Consider the following 16,812-nt stretch of genomic DNA (forward strand, 5'->3'; position numbering starts at 1 on the left):
GCGGGGTGCCGCGGGGGTGGGGGGGGGCGGGGGGCGCGCCGCCCCCCCCGCGGCGCCCCGGCCCCCGGTCGTTTCGGACAACCATTGACTGAAGTCCCGGCAGCCCGTTAACTTCGCCATACGGATTGTTGATTCCGTGTAGCGGAAAAGAGGAGGACGCAGGATGGGTCAGCAGGAGAAGGTGTCGACGAGCCTCGCGGGCGCGGTCAGCGAGGACATCAGCGCCTCCCTCGCAGCGGTGGACGCGGAACTCGACCGCCGCTACCCGGGAGACCCCGGCACCCGTCAGCCCGTCCACACCGTCTACGTCCCCGGCAATGCCTTCGATGCCGGGACCGTTCGCTCCTGGGGTGACCAAGCCCTCGCCGCCCTCGACGAGCACGCCCCCGACCCGGCCTCCTTCGCCGCGGCCCTCGGCCTCTCCGAGTCCCTCGCCGAGGACGTCTACGGGCGCGTCCGCGCCAAGCTGGAGCGCGAGCCGATCGAAGACCTCCGGGTCGACTTCGAGGACGGCTACGCCGGCCGGGACGAGGACCAGGACGCCGCCCGCGCCGCCCGCCTGATCTCCGAGGCGTACGCCGGGGGCACCGCCGCCCCGTACATGGGCATCCGGATGAAGTGCATGGAGTCCGCCGTCCGAGACCGCGGCATCCGCACCACCGACGTCTTCCTCACCGGCCTCCTGGAGCACGGAGGCCTCCCCGACGGGCTCGTCCTCACCCTCCCCAAGGTCACCTTCCCGGAGCAGGTCACCGCCTTCGTCCGCCTCCTGGAGGCCTTCGAGAAGGCCCACGGCCTCGATGCGGGCCGCCTCGGCTTCGAGATCCAGATCGAGACCAGCCAGGCCATCCTGGCCGCCGACGGCACCGCCGCGGTGGCCCGCATGATCGGCGCCGCCGAGGGCCGTGCCACCGGACTGCACTACGGAACCTTCGACTACAGCGCCTGCCTCGGCGTCTCCGCCGCCTACCAGGCCAGTGACCACCCGGCTGCCGACCACGCCAAGGCCATCATGCAGGTGGCCGCCGCGGGCACCGGCGTCCGCGTCTCCGACGGCTCCACCAACGTCCTGCCCGTCGGCACCACCCCGCACGTCCACGAGGCCTGGCGCCTCCACTACGGCCTGACCCGTCGAGCCCTCGCCCGCGCCTACTACCAGGGCTGGGACATGCACCCGGGCCACATCCCCACCCGCTACGCCGCCGTCTTCGCCTTCTACCGAGAGGGCTTCGAGGCCGCTGCCAAGCGCCTCTCCGCGTACGCCAACCACACCGGCGGCGACGTCATGGACGAGCCCGCCACCGCCAAGGCCCTCAGCTCCTACCTGTTGCGCGGCATCGACTGCGGCGCCCTCGACACCGCCGAGGTCGACGCCCTCACCGGCATGAACCGCAGTGACCTCGACCGCTTCGCCGCCCCGCGGCGCGGTGACCTCACCTCCGCCGGCGATCGCTGAACGGCCGCCCTCCTGACGGCTGTCCGCACCCCGGTCGAGCGGGTCGGCGGCACCGGCCGATCGGTGCACACCCCCGGGTCGCCGTCGCGTCCGACCGCTCGAAGCCCCGGGAGCCGCGAGCGACCGTCCGCTCGGCCGAAGCCCTTCGCCGGAGCGGAAACCCGTCTCCCGGGGGCGTGCACCACGACTGCGTCCGACCGGATCCGGCCCGCAGCGGTGCGCGGCGCCGGTGCGCCCGGTGCCGCCGGGGGGAGATCAGGCCGGCGGCCTGATCTCCCCCGAGCCCCGGGCGAGGAGCGCCGTGCCGAGCACCAGCCGTTCCGGTGGACCGTCGGCGCCGTCGAGACGCCTGAAGAGGCATTCGGCTGCCGCCCGGCCGAGGGCGGCGGCATCCTGGGCGACGACCGTGACGCCGAGGAGGTCGGCCAGTTCGATGTCGTCGAAGCCGACCAGGGCCACCGGCTCCGGATGTGCGGCGAGGACCCGGACCACGGTGACCGTGACCCGGTTGTTCCCCGAGAACACGGCCGTCACCGGCTCGGGCGCCGTCAGCATCTCCCGCACCGCCGTGCCCACCCGCTCCGGAGCCGTCGACCCGAGGGACACCCACGCGTCCCGGACCGGCAGCCCGGCCTGCTCCATCGCCGCGCGGTAGCCGCGCAGGCGTTCGGCGGCGGTGTGGATGCGGGGGTGGTCGCCGATGAAGCCGATCCGGCGGTGGCCGTGCGCGATCAGATGGCTCACGCCGTCGTGCGCCCCGCCGAAGCTGTCGGACAGGACGGCGTCCGCATCGATCCGGCCGGCTGGCCGGTCGACGAAGACCGTTGCCATCCCTGCCTTGATCTCCGGCTCCAAGTAACGGTGGTCCTCGCCGGCGGGAATGACGACGAGGCCGTCGACCCGGCGTGCGCACAACGCGAGCGCCAACTCCTGCTCCCGCTCGGGGTCTTCGGCGCTGGATCCGTTGAACAGCAGGGCCCCGTGTGCCCGTGCGACCTCCTCGACCGCCCGGCTCAGCGGCCCGTAGAAGGGGTCGGCGAGGTCCTCCAGGACCAGTCCGACGGTCGCGGTCCTGCCCTTGCGGAGGACGCGTGCGCTGTCGTTCCGTCGGAATCCCAGGGACTCGATGGCTTCCCGCACCCTGCGCTCGGTGTCAGCGGTGACGCCGGGCTCGCCGTTGACGACCCGGGACACCGTCTTGAGTCCGACGCCCGCGCGGGCGGCGACGTCCTTCATCGTGGGCCGATTGCCGTAGCGGGATCCGGGGCTGCTGGCGATGTCGGCCACGGTGTGCGTTTCCTCCGGAGGGTGTCGAGTCGATCTCGGTTCGAGCATAGGCCCTGGGCAACGTTGTCATGTCGGGGGAAACTGATGGGGAAGGCCTTCGTCCCCCCGTCGACTGGAGTTTGCGTGCCCAGCCACACCGACCGCGCCACGGGCCCCGTCGTTGCCCTCGACATCGGAGGAACCAAGATCGCGGGCGCCCTGGTCGACGGTGAGGGCCGCATCCGTGCCCGTGCGCTGCGGGCCACGCCCGCGCAGGAGGACGGCGAGACCGTGATGGCGGCCGTCGAAGGGGTGCTCACCGAGCTCGCCGACTCTCCGTCGTGGAAGTCCGCGAGAGCCGTCGGCATCGGTAGCGCCGGGCCGGTCGACGCCTCCCGGGGCACCGTGAGTCCGGTCAACGTCCCGGGCTGGCGCGACTATCCGCTCGTCGAGCGGGTCGCCCGGATCGCGGGTGGCCGGCCGGTCACCCTCGTCGGCGACGGCGTTGCGATGACGGCCGCCGAACACTGGCTCGGAGCCGCTCGCGGCCATGCCAACGCCCTGTGCCTCGTGGTGTCCACGGGGGTTGGCGGCGGCCTCGTCCTCGACGGCCGGATCCGCTCCGGGCCCACCGGCAACGCCGGTCACATCGGCCATCTTCCGGTGGACCTGGACGGTGACCCCTGCGCATGTGGCGGGCGAGGCTGCGTCGAGCGCATCGCGGCCGGACCGCACCTGGCCCGCCGCGCCCTGGCGAACGGCTGGCGGCCGGGGCCCGATGGGGACGCGTCCGCGGCGGCGGTGGCCGCCGCGGCAGGCGCCGGGGACCCGATCGCCATCGCCTCGTTCGAGCGCGCGGGCCGGGCACTCGCCGCGGGCATCGCCGCCACCGCCGCACTCGTCGAGATCGACGTCGCCGTCGTCGGCGGTGGGGTGGCGGGTGCCGGTGAGGTCCTCTTCGCCCCGCTCCGGCGCAGCCTCCGCACCTATGCGGCGCTCTCCTTCACCCGTGACCTGCCGGTCGTGCCCGCCGCCACGGGCACGGACGCGGGCCTGCTCGGTGCCGCTGCGGTGGTCCTCCGCACGGATGCCCCGGTGGTGGGGTCGGAGGTCGTCCACGCTCCTTGAGTCCGGGAAGCCGCCGGGACGGTTCGGCGCAGCCCGGCCCACCGGGCCCGCGGCGCGTCCCGCCGGGTGCCGTGCACCCGACTCGGGGCCGTCGCCGCCGCGGTGCCGAACCCGGCCCGGTGGCCTCCTGGCGGAGGCCGGAACTCCGCGTCGACGACGGGCCCGCACCGGTTCACTCCCGCAGCCGCTCCGGTGTCCGCTGCTCGACGATCACCAGGAACGCGTCCGACTCCAGGTCCATCACGACCCGGGCCGGAACCCCCTCTTCCCTGCGCGCGCCGGCGAATTCCTCCGCCGGCCAGCTGCCCCGTGGGCCTCCGGCCGGAAAGCGTTCGAGGACCTTTCGCCCCATCTCCCCATCCCCCTCCTGCTCGCCGTCTCCAACGATCCCCGCCCGAAAATGTCACGCACATGCCGAGACGTGCGCGGGGGGTTTCCGTGGCAGGGTGTTGCGGGCAAGCCACTGGGGGCTATCGAAGAGGGGGAATCGTGATCGTCTGGATCAACGGGACGTTCGGCGCGGGGAAGTCGAGCACCGCGCGCGAACTGGTCGATCTGATCCCGAACAGCACCCTGTACGACCCGGAGGTCACCGGCGGGGGGTTGCGGCAGCTCCTGCCGGCCAAGAAGCTCGCCGAGGTGGCGGACTACCAGGACCTGCCCATCTGGCGCCGTCTCGTCGTGGACACCGCCGCGGCCCTCCTGGCCGAGGTCGGTGGCGTCCTGCTCGTCCCGATGACCCTGCTCCGCCAGGAGTACCGGGACGAGATCTTCGGTGGACTCGCCGCCCGTCGCATCGATGTCCGCCATGTTCTGCTCACCCCGGAGGAAACGATCCTGCGGGAGCGGATCGACGGTCGGGCCGCATACGGGGACGCCGAGGTCGACGCCCGCGTCCGGGACTGGTGCCACCAGCACCTCCCCGCGTACAGGGCCGCCCTTCCCTGGCTCGTCGCCGACGCCTACCCGGTCGACACCTCGGCCCTCACCGTGGCCGAGGCCGCCAGGGCCGTGGCCGAGGCGGTCCTGGACGGCCGGGCACCTTCCTGCGGCATCGTCCAGACGCCCGAGCCGACCGGGGAAACCCTCGCGGCGGGAGTGCTCCTCTTCGACGAGCAGGACCGTTTCCTGCTCGTCGACCCCACCTACAAGCCAGGCTGGGAGTTCCCCGGAGGGGTCGTCGAATCCGGTGAGCCCCCGGCCCGGGCCGGGATGCGCGAGGTGGCCGAGGAGATCGGCCTGGAACTCGACTCCGTGCCGAGGCTGTTGCTCGTCGACTGGGAGCGTCCCCAGCCCCCCGGCTACGGCGGACTGCGCCTCCTCTTCGACGGCGGCACGCTCCGGACCGCCGACACCGAGCGACTCCGCCTCCCCGGCGCCGAACTCCGCGGCTGGCGGTTCGTCACCGAGGAGGAGGCCGCCGACCTGCTGCCCCCCGTCCGCTACCGTCGCCTCCGCTGGGCGCTGCGTGCCCGCGAGCGCGGTACGGTCCTCAACCTGGAGGCGGGCGTCCCCGTGGGGTGACGCGGTTCGCCCGGGTCCGTGCCGGCCGGCGGGTCCCCCGGCACGGACCTCCGCCCGGACCGGCCCGTTAGGGTCGTCGGCATGACGACACCCCTTGCCGACAGCGCCTTCGACTCGCTCCGCCTCGACGCCGTGTCCGACCAGGACGCGTTGCGCCGGGTCTACGAACTGCCGAAGGACGCGGCCGTGCGCAAGCAGATGACCGAGCTCACCGAGCAGACGAGGCGGTTGATCGGCTGCTCATCGCTGGTCATGGTCGCCAGCGCGGACGCCGAGGGCAACTGCGACGTTTCCCCGCGCGGCGGCCCCGCCGGGTTCGTCGCCGTCCTGGATGCACGGACGGTGGCCATACCGGACGCGACCGGCAACAAGCGTCTGGACACCCTGCAGAACGTCATGGCCACCGGACGGGCCGGGTTGCTGTTCGTGGTCCCGGGGCGCACGACGACGCTCAGGGTGAACGGCCGGGCCTGCGTCTCCACCCGCCCGGAGCTGCTGTCGCAACTGACCGCCGTGGGCAAGCCTCCGGCCAGTGCGCTGGTGGTGGGGATCGAGGAGGTCTACCCGCACTGTCCCAAGTCGCTCCTGCGCAGCGGGGCCTGGAAGCCGGAGCAGTGGCTGCCGGCGGATGCCCAGCCGACCTCGGCCGAGGTGACGCTGGCCCAGTTGCGGATGCCGGAGCTGACGATCGCCGACATCGAGCAGGCGGAGGCGGACTCGCTGAAGTACCGGTACGAGTAACGGGCCGAACGGCGCTTGCCGGGTGGCTCCGCCCGGGACCCCGAGGACGCGGTGCATCGCCGTGCCGCCACCACCGCTCCCGGGGCGTGTCCCGTGGGTCGGGGCGGCGCCGGAACGCCGTGACGCCTCTGGGCCGGTGCGGGCCGTGCCCGAACGGCGAGGCCGCCCCTCCGGCTAGGCCTTCGCCCGGGCAGCCGCCGCTTCCAACCGGGCCGCCGTCTCCGAGGTCACCGGAGCGCCGTGCCCGCAGCACAGCACGGACGGAGCCAATCCCGCGAGGATCCGCATCGAATCCAGGGCGAGGGACCGGTCCACGTGGAAGACGCCGAACGTCACCTCTCCCACCGATGCCACCGTGTCCCCGGTGAACAGCACGCCGTGTCGCGGCAGGTGGAGGGCGATCGAGCCGGGGGTGTGGCCGGGGGTGTGCACCACCACGGCGCCGTCGCCGAAGTCCAGTTCCTCACCGCCGTCGACCTCGAGGTCGACCCGGGTGGGCGGCGCCGCGGGCACCGTCAGGCCGTGCTCGTGGAGGGGGACCTCCCAGTCGAGGAGGTCGGGATCGGGGACCGGGGCCTCGCCCCTGACCACCGGGGCGTCACGTCGGTGCGCGACGATCTCGGCCCCGTACCGGTCCGCCAGTTCCTGGGCCGAGCCCACGTGGTCCCGGTGGCAGTGGGTCAGCACGATGCGGCGCAACCGGTCGGGGTCCAGGCCGGCCTTGCGCACCGCTGCCGCCGTTCCGTCGGCGGTACCGGCCCAACCGGCGTCGATCAGCGTCAGTTCCCCGTCGTCCTGCCAGAGGTAGGCCTGGCCGATGGAGAAGTCGAGGAGGTGGAGCCGTGGGGTGATCCTGATGAGTTCGACGGATGCCATGCGAGCAAGCTACGCATGCACGCGGACCTCCGTGCGGGGCTTCGCCCTCGGCGAGCTTCGCCGAGAGCGAAGACCCGAGTTCGTGTCAACCCTGCTTGGAACGTGCATAGTTGACGAGGAAGTGTGCCTCGGCGACCGAGAGTCGCTCCAGTTCCTCGGGCGAGACGGACTCGTTCGGCGCATGGATCTGGGCCTCGGGCTCGCTCAGCCCGATCAGCAGGATCTCCGACTCCGGGTAGAGCGAGGCCAGCGTGTTGCACAGCGGGATCGAGCCGCCCATGCCCGCCGTCTGCATCTCCTGGCCGGGGTACGCGATCCGCATCGCCTCGGCCATCGACGCATACGCCGGGCTGGAGGTGTCCGCCTGGAAGGGCTGGCCCTGACCGACCTGCTCCAGGGACACCCGGGCGTTCCACGGGGTGTGCTTCTCGATGTGGGCGAAGAGGAGCTTCGTCACCTCGGCGGCGTCCTCGCCCGGGGGCACCCGCAGGCTGATCTGCGCGCGGGCCGACTTCGGCACCGAGGGGGTCGCCCCTGCCACCGGGTGGCAGTCGATGCCGACGACGGTGACCGCCGGGCGCGCCCAGATCCGGTCGGCGACCGTGCCCGCACCCGGCAGGGCCACGCCCGCGAGCACCTTGGCGTCCTGACGGAAGTCCTCTTCCGGGTACTGGAGGCCCTCCCACACCTGGTCGCGCGGCAGTCCGTCGATGGCGGTGGAACCGTCCGGGCCCCGCAGCGAGTCCAGCACGCGGATCAGTGCGGCCAGCGCGTCGGGCGCGGCACCGCCGAACTGACCGGAGTGCAGATTGCCCTCCAGGGTGTCGATCTGCACCCGGATCATGGTCATCCCGCGCAGGGTCGCGGTCACCGTCGGCAGGCCCACCCGGAAGTTGCCCGCGTCGCCGATCACGATGGTGTCCGCGGTCAACAGCTCGGGGTGCTGCTCCGCGTACCGCTCCAAACCGCCGGTCCCCTGCTCCTCCGAGCCCTCGACGATCACCTTGACCGTCACCGGGACCCCGCCGTTCGCCTTGAGGGCGCGCAGCGCGAGCAGGTGCATGATGAAGCCGCCCTTGCAGTCGGCGGTGCCGCGGCCGTACCAGCGGCCGTCCCGCTCGGTCAGCTCGAACGGCGGGCTGAGCCAGGCGGACTCATCCAGCTTGGGCTGCACGTCGTAGTGGGCGTAGAGGAGGACGGTGGGGGAGCCTTCCGGGCCGGGCAGGATCCCGTACACGGCCTGCGAACCGTCCGGGGTGTCGAGCAGCGCCACCTCCCGGAAGTCCTCGGCGCGCAGCGCGTCCGCAACCCAGTTCGCCGCGCCCTCGCACTCGCTGCGGGGGGCCACGGCCTCGTCCGCCACCGACTCGAAGGCGACCAGTTCGGTGAGCTCCGCCTTGGCGCGGGGCATCAGCGACCGGACGGTTTCGGCGATCGGGTTCGAGGTCATGGGCACGCTCCTGGTGGGTGCGACGTTACGAGGTGGGACAGCGGTCGTCATATGTCGTGGTACGGCGAACGCAGCAACGATCCTACGGGCGGGTCCCCGGCTACCGCGCCGTAGGATGCGTCAGGAGCAGACCACCGGTCGGATCAGGAGCAGAAGCACATCGTGAGCAGCGAGCACGCAGAGAACGCCGGTCCGGAGCACACCGAGCCCGAACGAGCGGCTCCTGAGGCCGCAGCCGAGGGCGCGGATGCCGAGTCGACGCGGGGCGCGCATGACGGTGCGTCGGGCGAGCCGCCGGTCGGGCCGGCCGTCGGGACGTCGACACCGGGGGAGTACGACGCAGCGGAGCGTTCCGTTGACGGGGCGGCGGAGGTCTGGGACGTCGTGGTCGTCGGTGCGGGGCCGGCCGGTGCCTCCGCGGCCTATGCGGCGGCGGTCGCCGGACGTCGGGTGCTGCTCCTGGAGAAGTCCGAGTTGCCCCGGTACAAGACCTGCGGCGGAGGCATCATCGGCCCTTCCCGCGATGCGCTCCCCCCGGGGTTCGAGCTGCCCCTCCAGGACCGGGTCCACGCCGTCACCTTCTCCATGGACGGCCGTTTCGCCCGCACCCGCCGCTCGCGCCGGATGCTGTTCGGCCTCGTCAACCGCCCCGAGTTCGACGCCCAGCTCGTCGAGCACGCACAGAAGGCCGGTGCCGAGCTGCGGACCGGCGCGACGGTGACCCGGGTGGAGCAGCACGGCCCGGCCGTACCGGACCGGCGCACCGTCGCCGTGGTCCTCGCGGACGGCGAGACCGTCCTTGCGCGCGCGGTCGTCGGAGCCGACGGCAGTGCCAGCCGGATAGGCGCCCATGTGGGGGTCAAGCTCGGCCAGGTCGATCTGGGTCTGGAGGCGGAGATTCCCGTACCGCCGTCCGTGGCCGAGGACTGGAAGGGGCGCGTCCTCATCGACTGGGGTCCTCTGCCGGGCAGTTACGGCTGGGTGTTCCCGAAGGGCGACACGCTGACCGTCGGCGTCATCTCGGCGCGCGGCGAAGGGGCCGCCACCAAGCGGTACATGGAGGACTTCGTCGCCCGGATCGGCCTCGCGGGCTTCGAGCCCGCGCTCTCCTCCGGGCACCTGACGCGTTGCCGGACGGACGACTCCCCGCTCTCCCGGGGGCGGGTCCTGGTCTGCGGCGATGCGGCCGGTCTGTTGGAGCCGTGGACGCGCGAGGGCATTTCGTACGCGCTCCGCTCGGGCCGGCTCGCGGGCGAGTGGGCGGTGCGGGTCGCGGAGTCGAACGACGCCGTCGACGCCCGTCGACAGGCCCTGAACTACGCCTTCGCCATCAAGGCGGGGCTCGGTGTCGAAATGGCCGTCGGGCGACGGATGCTCGCCGTGTTCGAGCGGCGGCCCGGGCTGCTGCACGCCACGATCACGGGGCTGCGACCGGCCTGGAACGCCTTCGCCGACATCACCCGTGGCGCCGCCACCCTCGGCGGCATGGTCCGTTCGAACGGCATGGCCCGGCGCGCGCTGGAGGTCCTCGACCGGAAGATGGACACCTCGACCGGCATCGGCCCGGCGGGGCGGGGGGTCACCGGGCGCGAGCGCACGGCGTCCGACCCGGACGGGACCGACGTTCCGAAGGATCCGGAAGGGGCCTGACGCCCCGGCACGGGCCCCGCTGCCCCGGTCGGCTCATGCCTCCGGCGCGGCGGGGTCCTTCGTCGTGATGCGGAAGACGGGGTGTCGGGGGGCGACGGCCCGGAGTTCCTCTTCGGAGGAGTCGGGCCCGACACCGCCGAAGAAGATTCCGACCTCGGCCTTCCAACGCTTGAGGTAGGCCCGGAGCAGTGCGGGCTTGTCGTCGTCCTCCACCTCGACGGCGGTGAACTCCTGCACGTGCTTGCCCAGGTGGAGCCGTCCGCCGCCCGCGGCCCGCATGTTGTGGGTCCATTGGACGTGACCACGGGGGGCGACGAGGTACTGGACGCCGTCCACCGTCATCAAGTTGACCGGGGTGCGGCGCCATTCGCCGCTCTTGCGGCCGCGGACGGCGAGGACCCGGGAGCCCCAGATGCTGATGCCGCGACGGGTCATCCAGGCGACCGTCCGGTTGAGGACGTTCACCGTGAACCAACCCGGCTTCATGACGTGGGAGGCCGCGGGGGAGGGGGCGGCGGAGTCGCCGGTGGTGGGCTGGGGGGACATGGGGCCTCCTACTGAATCCTGCGGAATCCATTCGAGAGCACTGCTCTCATCTGAGATCAGTGTGCACGGATCAGTGTCCACAATCAAGAGCAGTGCTCTCTTTTCATTTCGGTGATCTGAAAGTGGCACACTGCTCTCCATGACGACCGTTCGAGGAGCCCGCGCCCGCGCCCGCATCGAGATCACCGCCGCCATCAAGGACGAGGCCCGCACCCAACTCGCCGCCGAAGGCGCCGCCAAGCTCTCCCTCCGAGCCGTCGCCCGCGAACTCGGCATGGTGTCCTCCGCGCTCTACCGCTACTTCCCCAGCCGTGACGACCTGCTCACCGCCCTGATCGTCGACGCCTATGACGCCGTCGGCGCCGCCGCCGAACGGGCCGCCGCCGAGAACGCCGCGGAGCGCCCCCTCGACCGGTGGACCGCCGTCTGCCGGGAGGTCCGCGCCTGGGCCGTGGCCCACCCCCACGAGTACGCCCTGATCTACGGCTCCCCGGTCCCCGGCTACACCGCCCCCCGGGACACCATCGGTCCCGCCGCCCGTGTCGGTCTCGTCCTCGTCGACATCGTCCGTCGGGCACAGGCGGGAGAGGGCGTCGCACTCCCACCGCTTCCGGACGCCCTGCGTCCCGAAGCCGCCAGGATCAGCGCCGACATCGCCCCGGACCTCCCTCCGGCCCTCGCCGTTGCACTCGTCGCGGCATGGTCGCAGCTCTTCGGTCTGGTCTCCTTCGAGGTCTTCGGCCAGTTCCACCGGGTCGTCGAGGACCGTGACGCCTTCTTCTCGGCGGCGGCCCGCCGACTGGGGCAGGAGGCGGGCCTGCTTCCGCGCGGCTGACCCGGCCCCGGCCCCGGCCCCGGCCCCGGCCGTACTCCGCCGGGAGTAGCCGCGACCACCCCGCTGGACCGACGTGCACCCCGGGGCGGTCGGGCTAGCGTGGCCGGTATGGACGCGGGCATCGACGAACGGCGGTCGCGCAGGTCTCGGCGCACTCCACGGGAACGGGGGGAACGGGACGCCACCGGGCTGCCATGGCGGTCGACCTCGTTGATCGCCGTCGCCGTCACGGTGGGAACCGGGTTCGCCGCGCGGAACCAGTTCGACCGGGAGGCGCTCGACGCGGCCGGGCGTGGCCTGTTGCTCCTCGGTTCGGCCCTCCTGCTGTTCCGGCACCGCAGGCCCGTGGCGGTGGTGTGCGCCGTCGTGACCGTCACCCTCGGCTACCTCGCGGCCGGCTATCCGTACGGCCCGGTCTTCGTTCTGGTCGCGGTGGCCTGTTTCGCGGCCGTCGTCCACGGCCACCGCACTGCCGCCTGGTGGGCCGTCGGCCTGCTCTGGGCCGGCCATCTCCTCCTGGCCCACTGGCTGTACCGTTGGCTCCCCCCGGCCGGTGACGGCGCCGCGCCCTGGGGGCAGGAGCTTCCCGCCGCCGCTTTTGCCGTCGCCGTGCTGGCCGCCTCCGAGGCGGTCCGCAGCAGACGCGAGCAGGGTGACCAGCGGAGGGCCGAGCGGGTCGCCGCCGAGCGTCGCCGCGCCGATGCGGAGCGGCTCCGGATCGCCCGTGAGCTCCATGACGTGCTGGCCCACTCGATCTCCGTGATCAACGTGCAGGCGGGCGTCGGGCTCGCCCTCCTGGACTCCGACCCCGAGCAGGCACGATCGGCGCTGACCACCATCAGGGCCGCCAGCAAGGAGGCACTCGGCGAGGTGCGCCAGGTCCTCGACACCCTCCGCGCCCCCGGTGACGCCCCGCGCACCCCCGCCCCCGGTCTCGCCCGCCTTCCCGAACTGGTCGAGCAGGCCGCCGCCGCCGGTCTCGCCGTCACCGTGTCCACCGACGGCACTCCCGCCGCCCTGCCGCCCGGCGCCGACCTCGCCGCCTTCCGGATCCTGCAGGAGGCGCTCACCAACGTGGTCCGCCACTCGGGTTCCCGCACCGCCCGGATCCGGATCCGGCACGGCTCCGGTCGGCTGGACCTGACGGTCGACGACGACGGCCCCGCCACCGGGACGGAGGCGGGCGGCAGCGGCAACGGACTGGCCGGCATGCGGGAGCGGGCGGGCGCCCTCGGCGGCAGCATCGAGGCGGGTGCCCGTCCGTCCGGTGGTTTCCGCGTCCGTGCCGTACTCCCGCTCCGCTCGGAGGCGACCCCGTGACGACCGCGATCCGTGTCCTGCTCGCCGACGACCAGGCCTTGGTGCGTGCGGGCTTCCGCGCCCTGCTCGACGCCCAGGCGGACATCGAGGTGGTGGGGGAGGCCGCCGACGGCGACGAAGCGGTGGAACAGGCCGGGACCCTGCGCCCCGACGTCGTCCTCATGGACATCCGCATGCCGAGACTCGACGGCCTGGAGGCGACCCGACGCATCGTCGACGCCCCGGACCACGGCGGCGTTCGGGTCGTGATGCTGACCACCTTCGAACTCGACGAGTACGTCTTCGAAGCGATCCGCTCCGGAGCCTCCGGCTTCCTCGTCAAGGACGCCGAACCCGAGGAGCTGCTGCGGGCGGTGCGCGCCGTCGTCCACGGAGACGCACTGCTCTCTCCGGGGGTCACCCGGCGACTGATCCAAGAGTTCGCGGCCCGTTCCAGGGTCCCGGCGGTGACGGCGGTGCTCGGCACGCTCACCGAGCGGGAGCGGGAGGTGATGGCGCTGGTCGGGATCGGCCTGTCGAACGAGGAGATCGCCCGACGGCTCGTCGTCAGTCCGCTCACCGCCAAGACCCACGTCAGCCGCGCCATGGTGAAGCTGGGGGCCCGGGACCGGGCCCAACTCGTGGTCTTCGCGTATGAGTCGGGTCTGGTCCGACCGGGCTGGTTGGGCTGAGACGGCCGCACGGATCCGGCTCCGGGCGACGGCCGCGGCACCCCACCGCGACCCGGCTGCCCCGTCGTGTGCACGGGCGGCGCCGGTAGGCCCGGAAGGAGTCCGGTGCCCCGTCGTGCGGCCGGCGGCGCCCGGTTTCCTCAGGGACCCGGTCCGCTCAGTCGTGGGTGCGGCAGAACCCGCGGACGGCCTCGTTGAAGCGCTCCGGCGCTTCGAGGTTGCTGACGTGCCCCACGCCGGGGAGCACCACCAGGTCGGCGTGCGGAATCCCTTCCGCGAAGGCGTGCGCGACGCTCAAGGGCGACCGGGCGTCGAGTTCGCCCCACAGGAGCAGGGTCGGCACCGAGATCGCCGACAGCACGTCGCGTTCGTCGGCCTCGGCCATCATCATCAGCTGTGCCCCCATGGTCTCCGGCCGCACGTCGTGGGCCATGGCATCGAGCAATGCGGTGAACGCGGCGGGCGGGCCGTCGGCGAACAGCCCCGGGAGCACCGGATCGAACCGTTCCCGCGGCACCGCCAGCATCTTCCTGGCCCCCTCGACCCGAACCGCCACCTCCTCCGGGGGGAGCGAGCCCTTCCACCCGGCGTAGGTGTCGACCAGGAGCAGCGTCCGGACCAGCTCGGGGTGGTGGCGGTACAACTCCAGTGCGACCGTGCCGCCCCAGGAGAGCCCGGCGAGGTGCGCCGGACCGAGGTGCAGCGCCTCGATCACGGCTGCCAGACAGTGCGCGAAGTCCGCCAGGCCGAAACCGGCCGGCAGGTCCGAGGAGCGCCCCGCGCCCGGTTCGTCCCAGGCCACCACGGTGAAGTCCGCGGAGAGCCCAGAGAGCTGCGGCTCCCACATCCTGCCGTCCAGCCCCGCTCCGTGCACGAGGACCAGGGGCGGCCCGTGACCCGTGCGCGCGTAGGCGACCTCGACACCGTTGACGTTCACCGTCGGCATGTCACCAGGCTACGCGCGAGTCGTTGCCGTGTCGGGGGAGGCCGGACCCCGAGGGGCCGCCGCGGTGTCGGGTCGGGCACCGTGCCCGTACGGTGAAGGCATGCGCGACAGAGGCCGGCCGACCCCCGATGACATCGAGGCTCGCTTCGTCGAGCTCGCGGCGGGACGGTTGTCGCGGGACGAGGCCGACCGCTGGGCTGCCCGCTGGGTGCAGGAGGAGGCGGCCACCTGGGACGCATCGTCCTGGTGGGCACTGAACCTCCTCCACGGAGTGGATCTCCCCGCAGGCACGGGCGGCGGCTACCTGCACGACGACGAGCAGATACGGGAATGGCTCGCCGAGCTGAGGAAACGCCGGACGGAGTGAAGCGGCCGCGGTGCCGTCGGGCCCCGGCCGCCCCGGGGAGGCGGTCCGTCGTGCCCGGAGCGGTTCGGGACCGCCCTCCCGGGGCCGCCGTGGACCACCACGGCCGGGGGCCGTTCGACCCGTCCGATCATGGGAGACTCACCTGCATGAACGGCAAGGCGACGACGGCCCGGACACGGTTGGACAGGGGGCGCAACGCGCTCGGCCCCGCGCTGGAACTGGTGCACACCGGTAGGGCGCCGACCCGGGCCGTGCTCACCGCGGAACTCGGCGTCACCCGGGCGACCGCGGGCGCCGTCGCCGCCGAGTTGGAGGCCCTCGGCCTCATCCGGGTCGACTCCAACCCCGGTGCCGCCGCGGGCTCCCAGGGGCGGCCCTCGCACCGGTTGGCGGTCGACGAGAAGGGGCCCGTCGTCCTTGCCGCCCAGGTCCATGCGGACGGGTTCCGCGCCGCACTCGTCGGTCTCGGGGGCACCATCGTGGCCACGGTCCCCGGCTGCGTCACCGTCTCCGCCGACCCGGCGCAGGTGCTCGGTGCGGTGGTGGACGCGGGTGCCGCGCTGCTCGCGGAGAGCGGCCGTCGCTGCGTCGGCGCCGGGCTGGCCGCCCCTTCCGCCGTGGCCGAGCCCGAGGGGACGGCGCTCAACCCGCTCCACCTCGCCTGGCCCGCCGGAGCTCCGGTCCGTGAGATCTTCGCCGAGCGGGTACGGAGCGCGGGCATCGAGGGCCCCGCCTTCACCGGCAACGACGTGAACCTCGCAGCGCTCGCCGAGCACCGTCACGGAGCAGGACGCGGCGCCCGGGACCTGCTCTGCGTGGCCACCGGCCACCGGGGCGTCGGCGGCGCGCTCGTCCTCGACGGCCGCCTCCACACCGGCAGCTCCGGCCTGGCCCTGGAGGTCGGTCACCTCACCGTCCATCCGGAGGGGCGCCCGTGCCACTGCGGAAGCCGCGGCTGCCTGGACGTCGAGACCGACCCGCTCGCGTTCCTCACCGCGGCGGGCCGGGCCCCCGGCCCCGAGGTCTCCCTGCTCCAGCAGTCCCGTGACCTGCTGCGCACGAGCCCGGACGATCCGGGTGTCCGGGTCGCGGTCGGAGAGCTGATCGACCGCTTGGGCCTCGGCCTCGCCGGTCTGGTGAACATCCTCAACCCCGATCGGATCATTCTCGGTGGGCTCCACCGCGAGCTCCTCGACGCGGACCCCGAACGGTTGCGGGCCGTCGTCGCCGACCGAAGCCTATGGGGCCGTAGCGGCGGCGTTCCGATCCTCCCGTGCACCTTGGACCACAACAGTCTGGTCGGTGCAGCCGAACTGGCCTGGCAGCCGGTGCTGGACGACCCGCTGGCCGCCCTGGTGCGCGAACCGGTCTGAGCCCGTTCCCCTCCTCGCCGGGTGGTGCCGGGCAGGGGGCACGGGGAGGTGATCACCCCCGACCGGCCTGCGGGTCGGGACGTCCTTCTGCCAGTGCGGCCAGCCGGTCCAGGGCCATGTGGGTGCCGAGCTCGTTGTCGGCGGCCGGAACCGCGTCGGGCACCCCCTCGTGGACGATCCGCAGCTCGGTGCCGTCCTCGATGGCGGCCAGCGTGGTCGTGAGGATCATGGTGCCGTGCAGTCGGGGATCAGGCGTCTCGAACTCGATCTTCTCCACGACCCGTTCGTACGGCACCAGCTCGATGAAGGTTCCGTGGTAGGTGTCCGTCCGGGCCTCCGACTTCCCGTCGCCGCCGCCCGGACCGTACCGCAACGAGATCCGGAAGGTGCCCCCTTCGCGCGCTTCGAAGGCGTGCACCTCGCAGCTCATCCCGTACGGCACCCGCCAGTGGGCGACCGCGTCCGGGTCGAGGAGCAGCCGGTAGACGACCGGAGCCGGGGCGGCGATGTGTCGGGACACGCGTGTGGTGTACACGCCTCCCAGGCTAGGCCGGTGGCGGTGGCCGCGCACCGGCGCGGACGGCGCCGGGAGGCCGGGGCAGGGCGTCGTGGCGCGGCCCCGCACCGGACGCGGAGGCCGTCCCGGGGCAAGCGCGGGCGTCC

At 73.1% G+C, this 16,812-nt stretch carries 17 protein-coding genes; 10 read left to right on the top strand and 7 right to left on the bottom strand.

Annotated elements, in window-relative coordinates; translation table 11 throughout:
* Positions 1–163: 163 nt before the first annotated feature.
* Positions 164–1,456 (top strand): DUF6986 family protein, encoded by a 1,293-nt coding sequence (locus ACFW22_RS27510; protein ID WP_386409466.1) that lies wholly within the window; start codon positions 164–166, stop codon positions 1,454–1,456.
* 255 nt (positions 1,457–1,711) lie between these two features.
* Here the strand turns inward: ACFW22_RS27510 and ACFW22_RS27515 are convergent, their stop codons facing one another.
* Complete coding sequence (locus ACFW22_RS27515) at positions 1,712–2,692, bottom strand: LacI family DNA-binding transcriptional regulator (RefSeq protein WP_386409560.1); 981 nt, start codon at positions 2,690–2,692, stop codon at positions 1,712–1,714.
* A 174-nt stretch (positions 2,693–2,866) separates the two neighbouring features.
* Between ACFW22_RS27515 and ACFW22_RS27520 the strand changes: the two genes are divergently transcribed.
* The gene (locus tag ACFW22_RS27520) at positions 2,867–3,850 is read left to right on the top strand and encodes an ROK family protein (RefSeq protein WP_386409468.1); all 984 of its coding nucleotides are present in this window, start codon (positions 2,867–2,869) and stop codon (positions 3,848–3,850) included.
* Positions 3,851–4,022: 172 nt separating this feature from the next.
* On the opposite strand, the gene ACFW22_RS27525 is transcribed toward ACFW22_RS27520, so the two are convergent.
* Complete coding sequence (locus ACFW22_RS27525) at positions 4,023–4,202, bottom strand: hypothetical protein (RefSeq protein WP_384885675.1); 180 nt, start codon at positions 4,200–4,202, stop codon at positions 4,023–4,025.
* Between the two features lie 137 nt (positions 4,203–4,339).
* Between ACFW22_RS27525 and ACFW22_RS27530 the strand changes: the two genes are divergently transcribed.
* Together ACFW22_RS27530 and ACFW22_RS27535 are read left to right on the top strand one after the other, a co-directional pair.
* Positions 4,340–5,374 (top strand): NUDIX domain-containing protein, encoded by a 1,035-nt coding sequence (locus ACFW22_RS27530; protein WP_386409470.1) that lies wholly within the window; start codon positions 4,340–4,342, stop codon positions 5,372–5,374.
* Positions 5,375–5,455: 81 nt separating this feature from the next.
* On the top strand, positions 5,456–6,115 hold the full coding sequence (locus ACFW22_RS27535; RefSeq protein ID WP_386409472.1) for an MSMEG_1061 family FMN-dependent PPOX-type flavoprotein: 660 nt from the start codon (positions 5,456–5,458) through the stop codon (positions 6,113–6,115).
* A 174-nt stretch (positions 6,116–6,289) separates the two neighbouring features.
* Here the strand turns inward: ACFW22_RS27535 and ACFW22_RS27540 are convergent, their stop codons facing one another.
* The gene (locus ACFW22_RS27540) at positions 6,290–6,991 is read right to left on the bottom strand and encodes an MBL fold metallo-hydrolase (protein WP_386409474.1); all 702 of its coding nucleotides are present in this window, start codon (positions 6,989–6,991) and stop codon (positions 6,290–6,292) included.
* Positions 6,992–7,076: 85 nt separating this feature from the next.
* Positions 7,077–8,441 carry a dipeptidase gene (locus tag ACFW22_RS27545; RefSeq protein WP_386409476.1) on the bottom strand — a complete coding sequence of 455 codons (1,365 nt, stop codon included), beginning with the start codon at positions 8,439–8,441 and terminating at the stop codon, positions 7,077–7,079.
* Positions 8,442–8,603: 162 nt separating this feature from the next.
* Between ACFW22_RS27545 and ACFW22_RS27550 the strand changes: the two genes are divergently transcribed.
* Complete coding sequence (locus ACFW22_RS27550) at positions 8,604–10,091, top strand: geranylgeranyl reductase family protein (protein WP_386409478.1); 1,488 nt, start codon at positions 8,604–8,606, stop codon at positions 10,089–10,091.
* Between the two features lie 33 nt (positions 10,092–10,124).
* On the opposite strand, the gene ACFW22_RS27555 is transcribed toward ACFW22_RS27550, so the two are convergent.
* Positions 10,125–10,637: a nitroreductase family deazaflavin-dependent oxidoreductase gene (locus ACFW22_RS27555; protein ID WP_386409480.1), complete on the bottom strand. Its 513-nt coding sequence runs from the start codon at positions 10,635–10,637 to the stop codon at positions 10,125–10,127.
* A 139-nt stretch (positions 10,638–10,776) separates the two neighbouring features.
* Here ACFW22_RS27555 and ACFW22_RS27560 point away from each other — a divergent pair, with 139 nt between their 5' ends.
* The 3 genes from ACFW22_RS27560 (at position 10,777) to ACFW22_RS27570 (ending at position 13,463) form a co-directional block, all read left to right on the top strand.
* Positions 10,777–11,472, top strand: a complete 696-nt coding sequence (locus tag ACFW22_RS27560) for a TetR/AcrR family transcriptional regulator (protein WP_386409482.1) — start codon at positions 10,777–10,779, stop codon at positions 11,470–11,472.
* Positions 11,473–11,580: 108 nt separating this feature from the next.
* Complete coding sequence (locus tag ACFW22_RS27565) at positions 11,581–12,792, top strand: sensor histidine kinase (protein ID WP_386409484.1); 1,212 nt, start codon at positions 11,581–11,583, stop codon at positions 12,790–12,792.
* A complete protein-coding gene (locus ACFW22_RS27570; protein ID WP_386409486.1) occupies positions 12,789–13,463 on the top strand; it encodes a response regulator in 675 nt (224 codons plus the stop codon). Before ACFW22_RS27565 ends, ACFW22_RS27570 begins: the two co-directional genes overlap by 4 nt.
* A gap of 157 nt (positions 13,464–13,620) precedes the next feature.
* Here ACFW22_RS27570 and ACFW22_RS27575 read toward each other — a convergent pair whose 3' ends face one another.
* Positions 13,621–14,409, bottom strand: a complete 789-nt coding sequence (locus ACFW22_RS27575; protein ID WP_386409488.1) for an alpha/beta fold hydrolase — start codon at positions 14,407–14,409, stop codon at positions 13,621–13,623.
* 100 nt (positions 14,410–14,509) lie between these two features.
* Between ACFW22_RS27575 and ACFW22_RS27580 the strand changes: the two genes are divergently transcribed.
* Both ACFW22_RS27580 and ACFW22_RS27585 read left to right on the top strand, forming a co-directional pair.
* Positions 14,510–14,776, top strand: a complete 267-nt coding sequence (locus tag ACFW22_RS27580; RefSeq protein ID WP_386409490.1) for a hypothetical protein — start codon at positions 14,510–14,512, stop codon at positions 14,774–14,776.
* A 146-nt stretch (positions 14,777–14,922) separates the two neighbouring features.
* Positions 14,923–16,149 (top strand): ROK family protein, encoded by a 1,227-nt coding sequence (locus ACFW22_RS27585; RefSeq protein ID WP_386409492.1) that lies wholly within the window; start codon positions 14,923–14,925, stop codon positions 16,147–16,149.
* Between the two features lie 52 nt (positions 16,150–16,201).
* Here ACFW22_RS27585 and ACFW22_RS27590 read toward each other — a convergent pair whose 3' ends face one another.
* Complete coding sequence (locus tag ACFW22_RS27590; protein ID WP_386409494.1) at positions 16,202–16,684, bottom strand: SRPBCC family protein; 483 nt, start codon at positions 16,682–16,684, stop codon at positions 16,202–16,204.
* Positions 16,685–16,812: the final 128 nt, after the last annotated feature.

This window comes from Streptomyces sp. NPDC058872 (genome assembly GCF_042743065.1).
Taxonomy (GTDB): domain Bacteria; phylum Actinomycetota; class Actinomycetes; order Streptomycetales; family Streptomycetaceae; genus Streptomyces.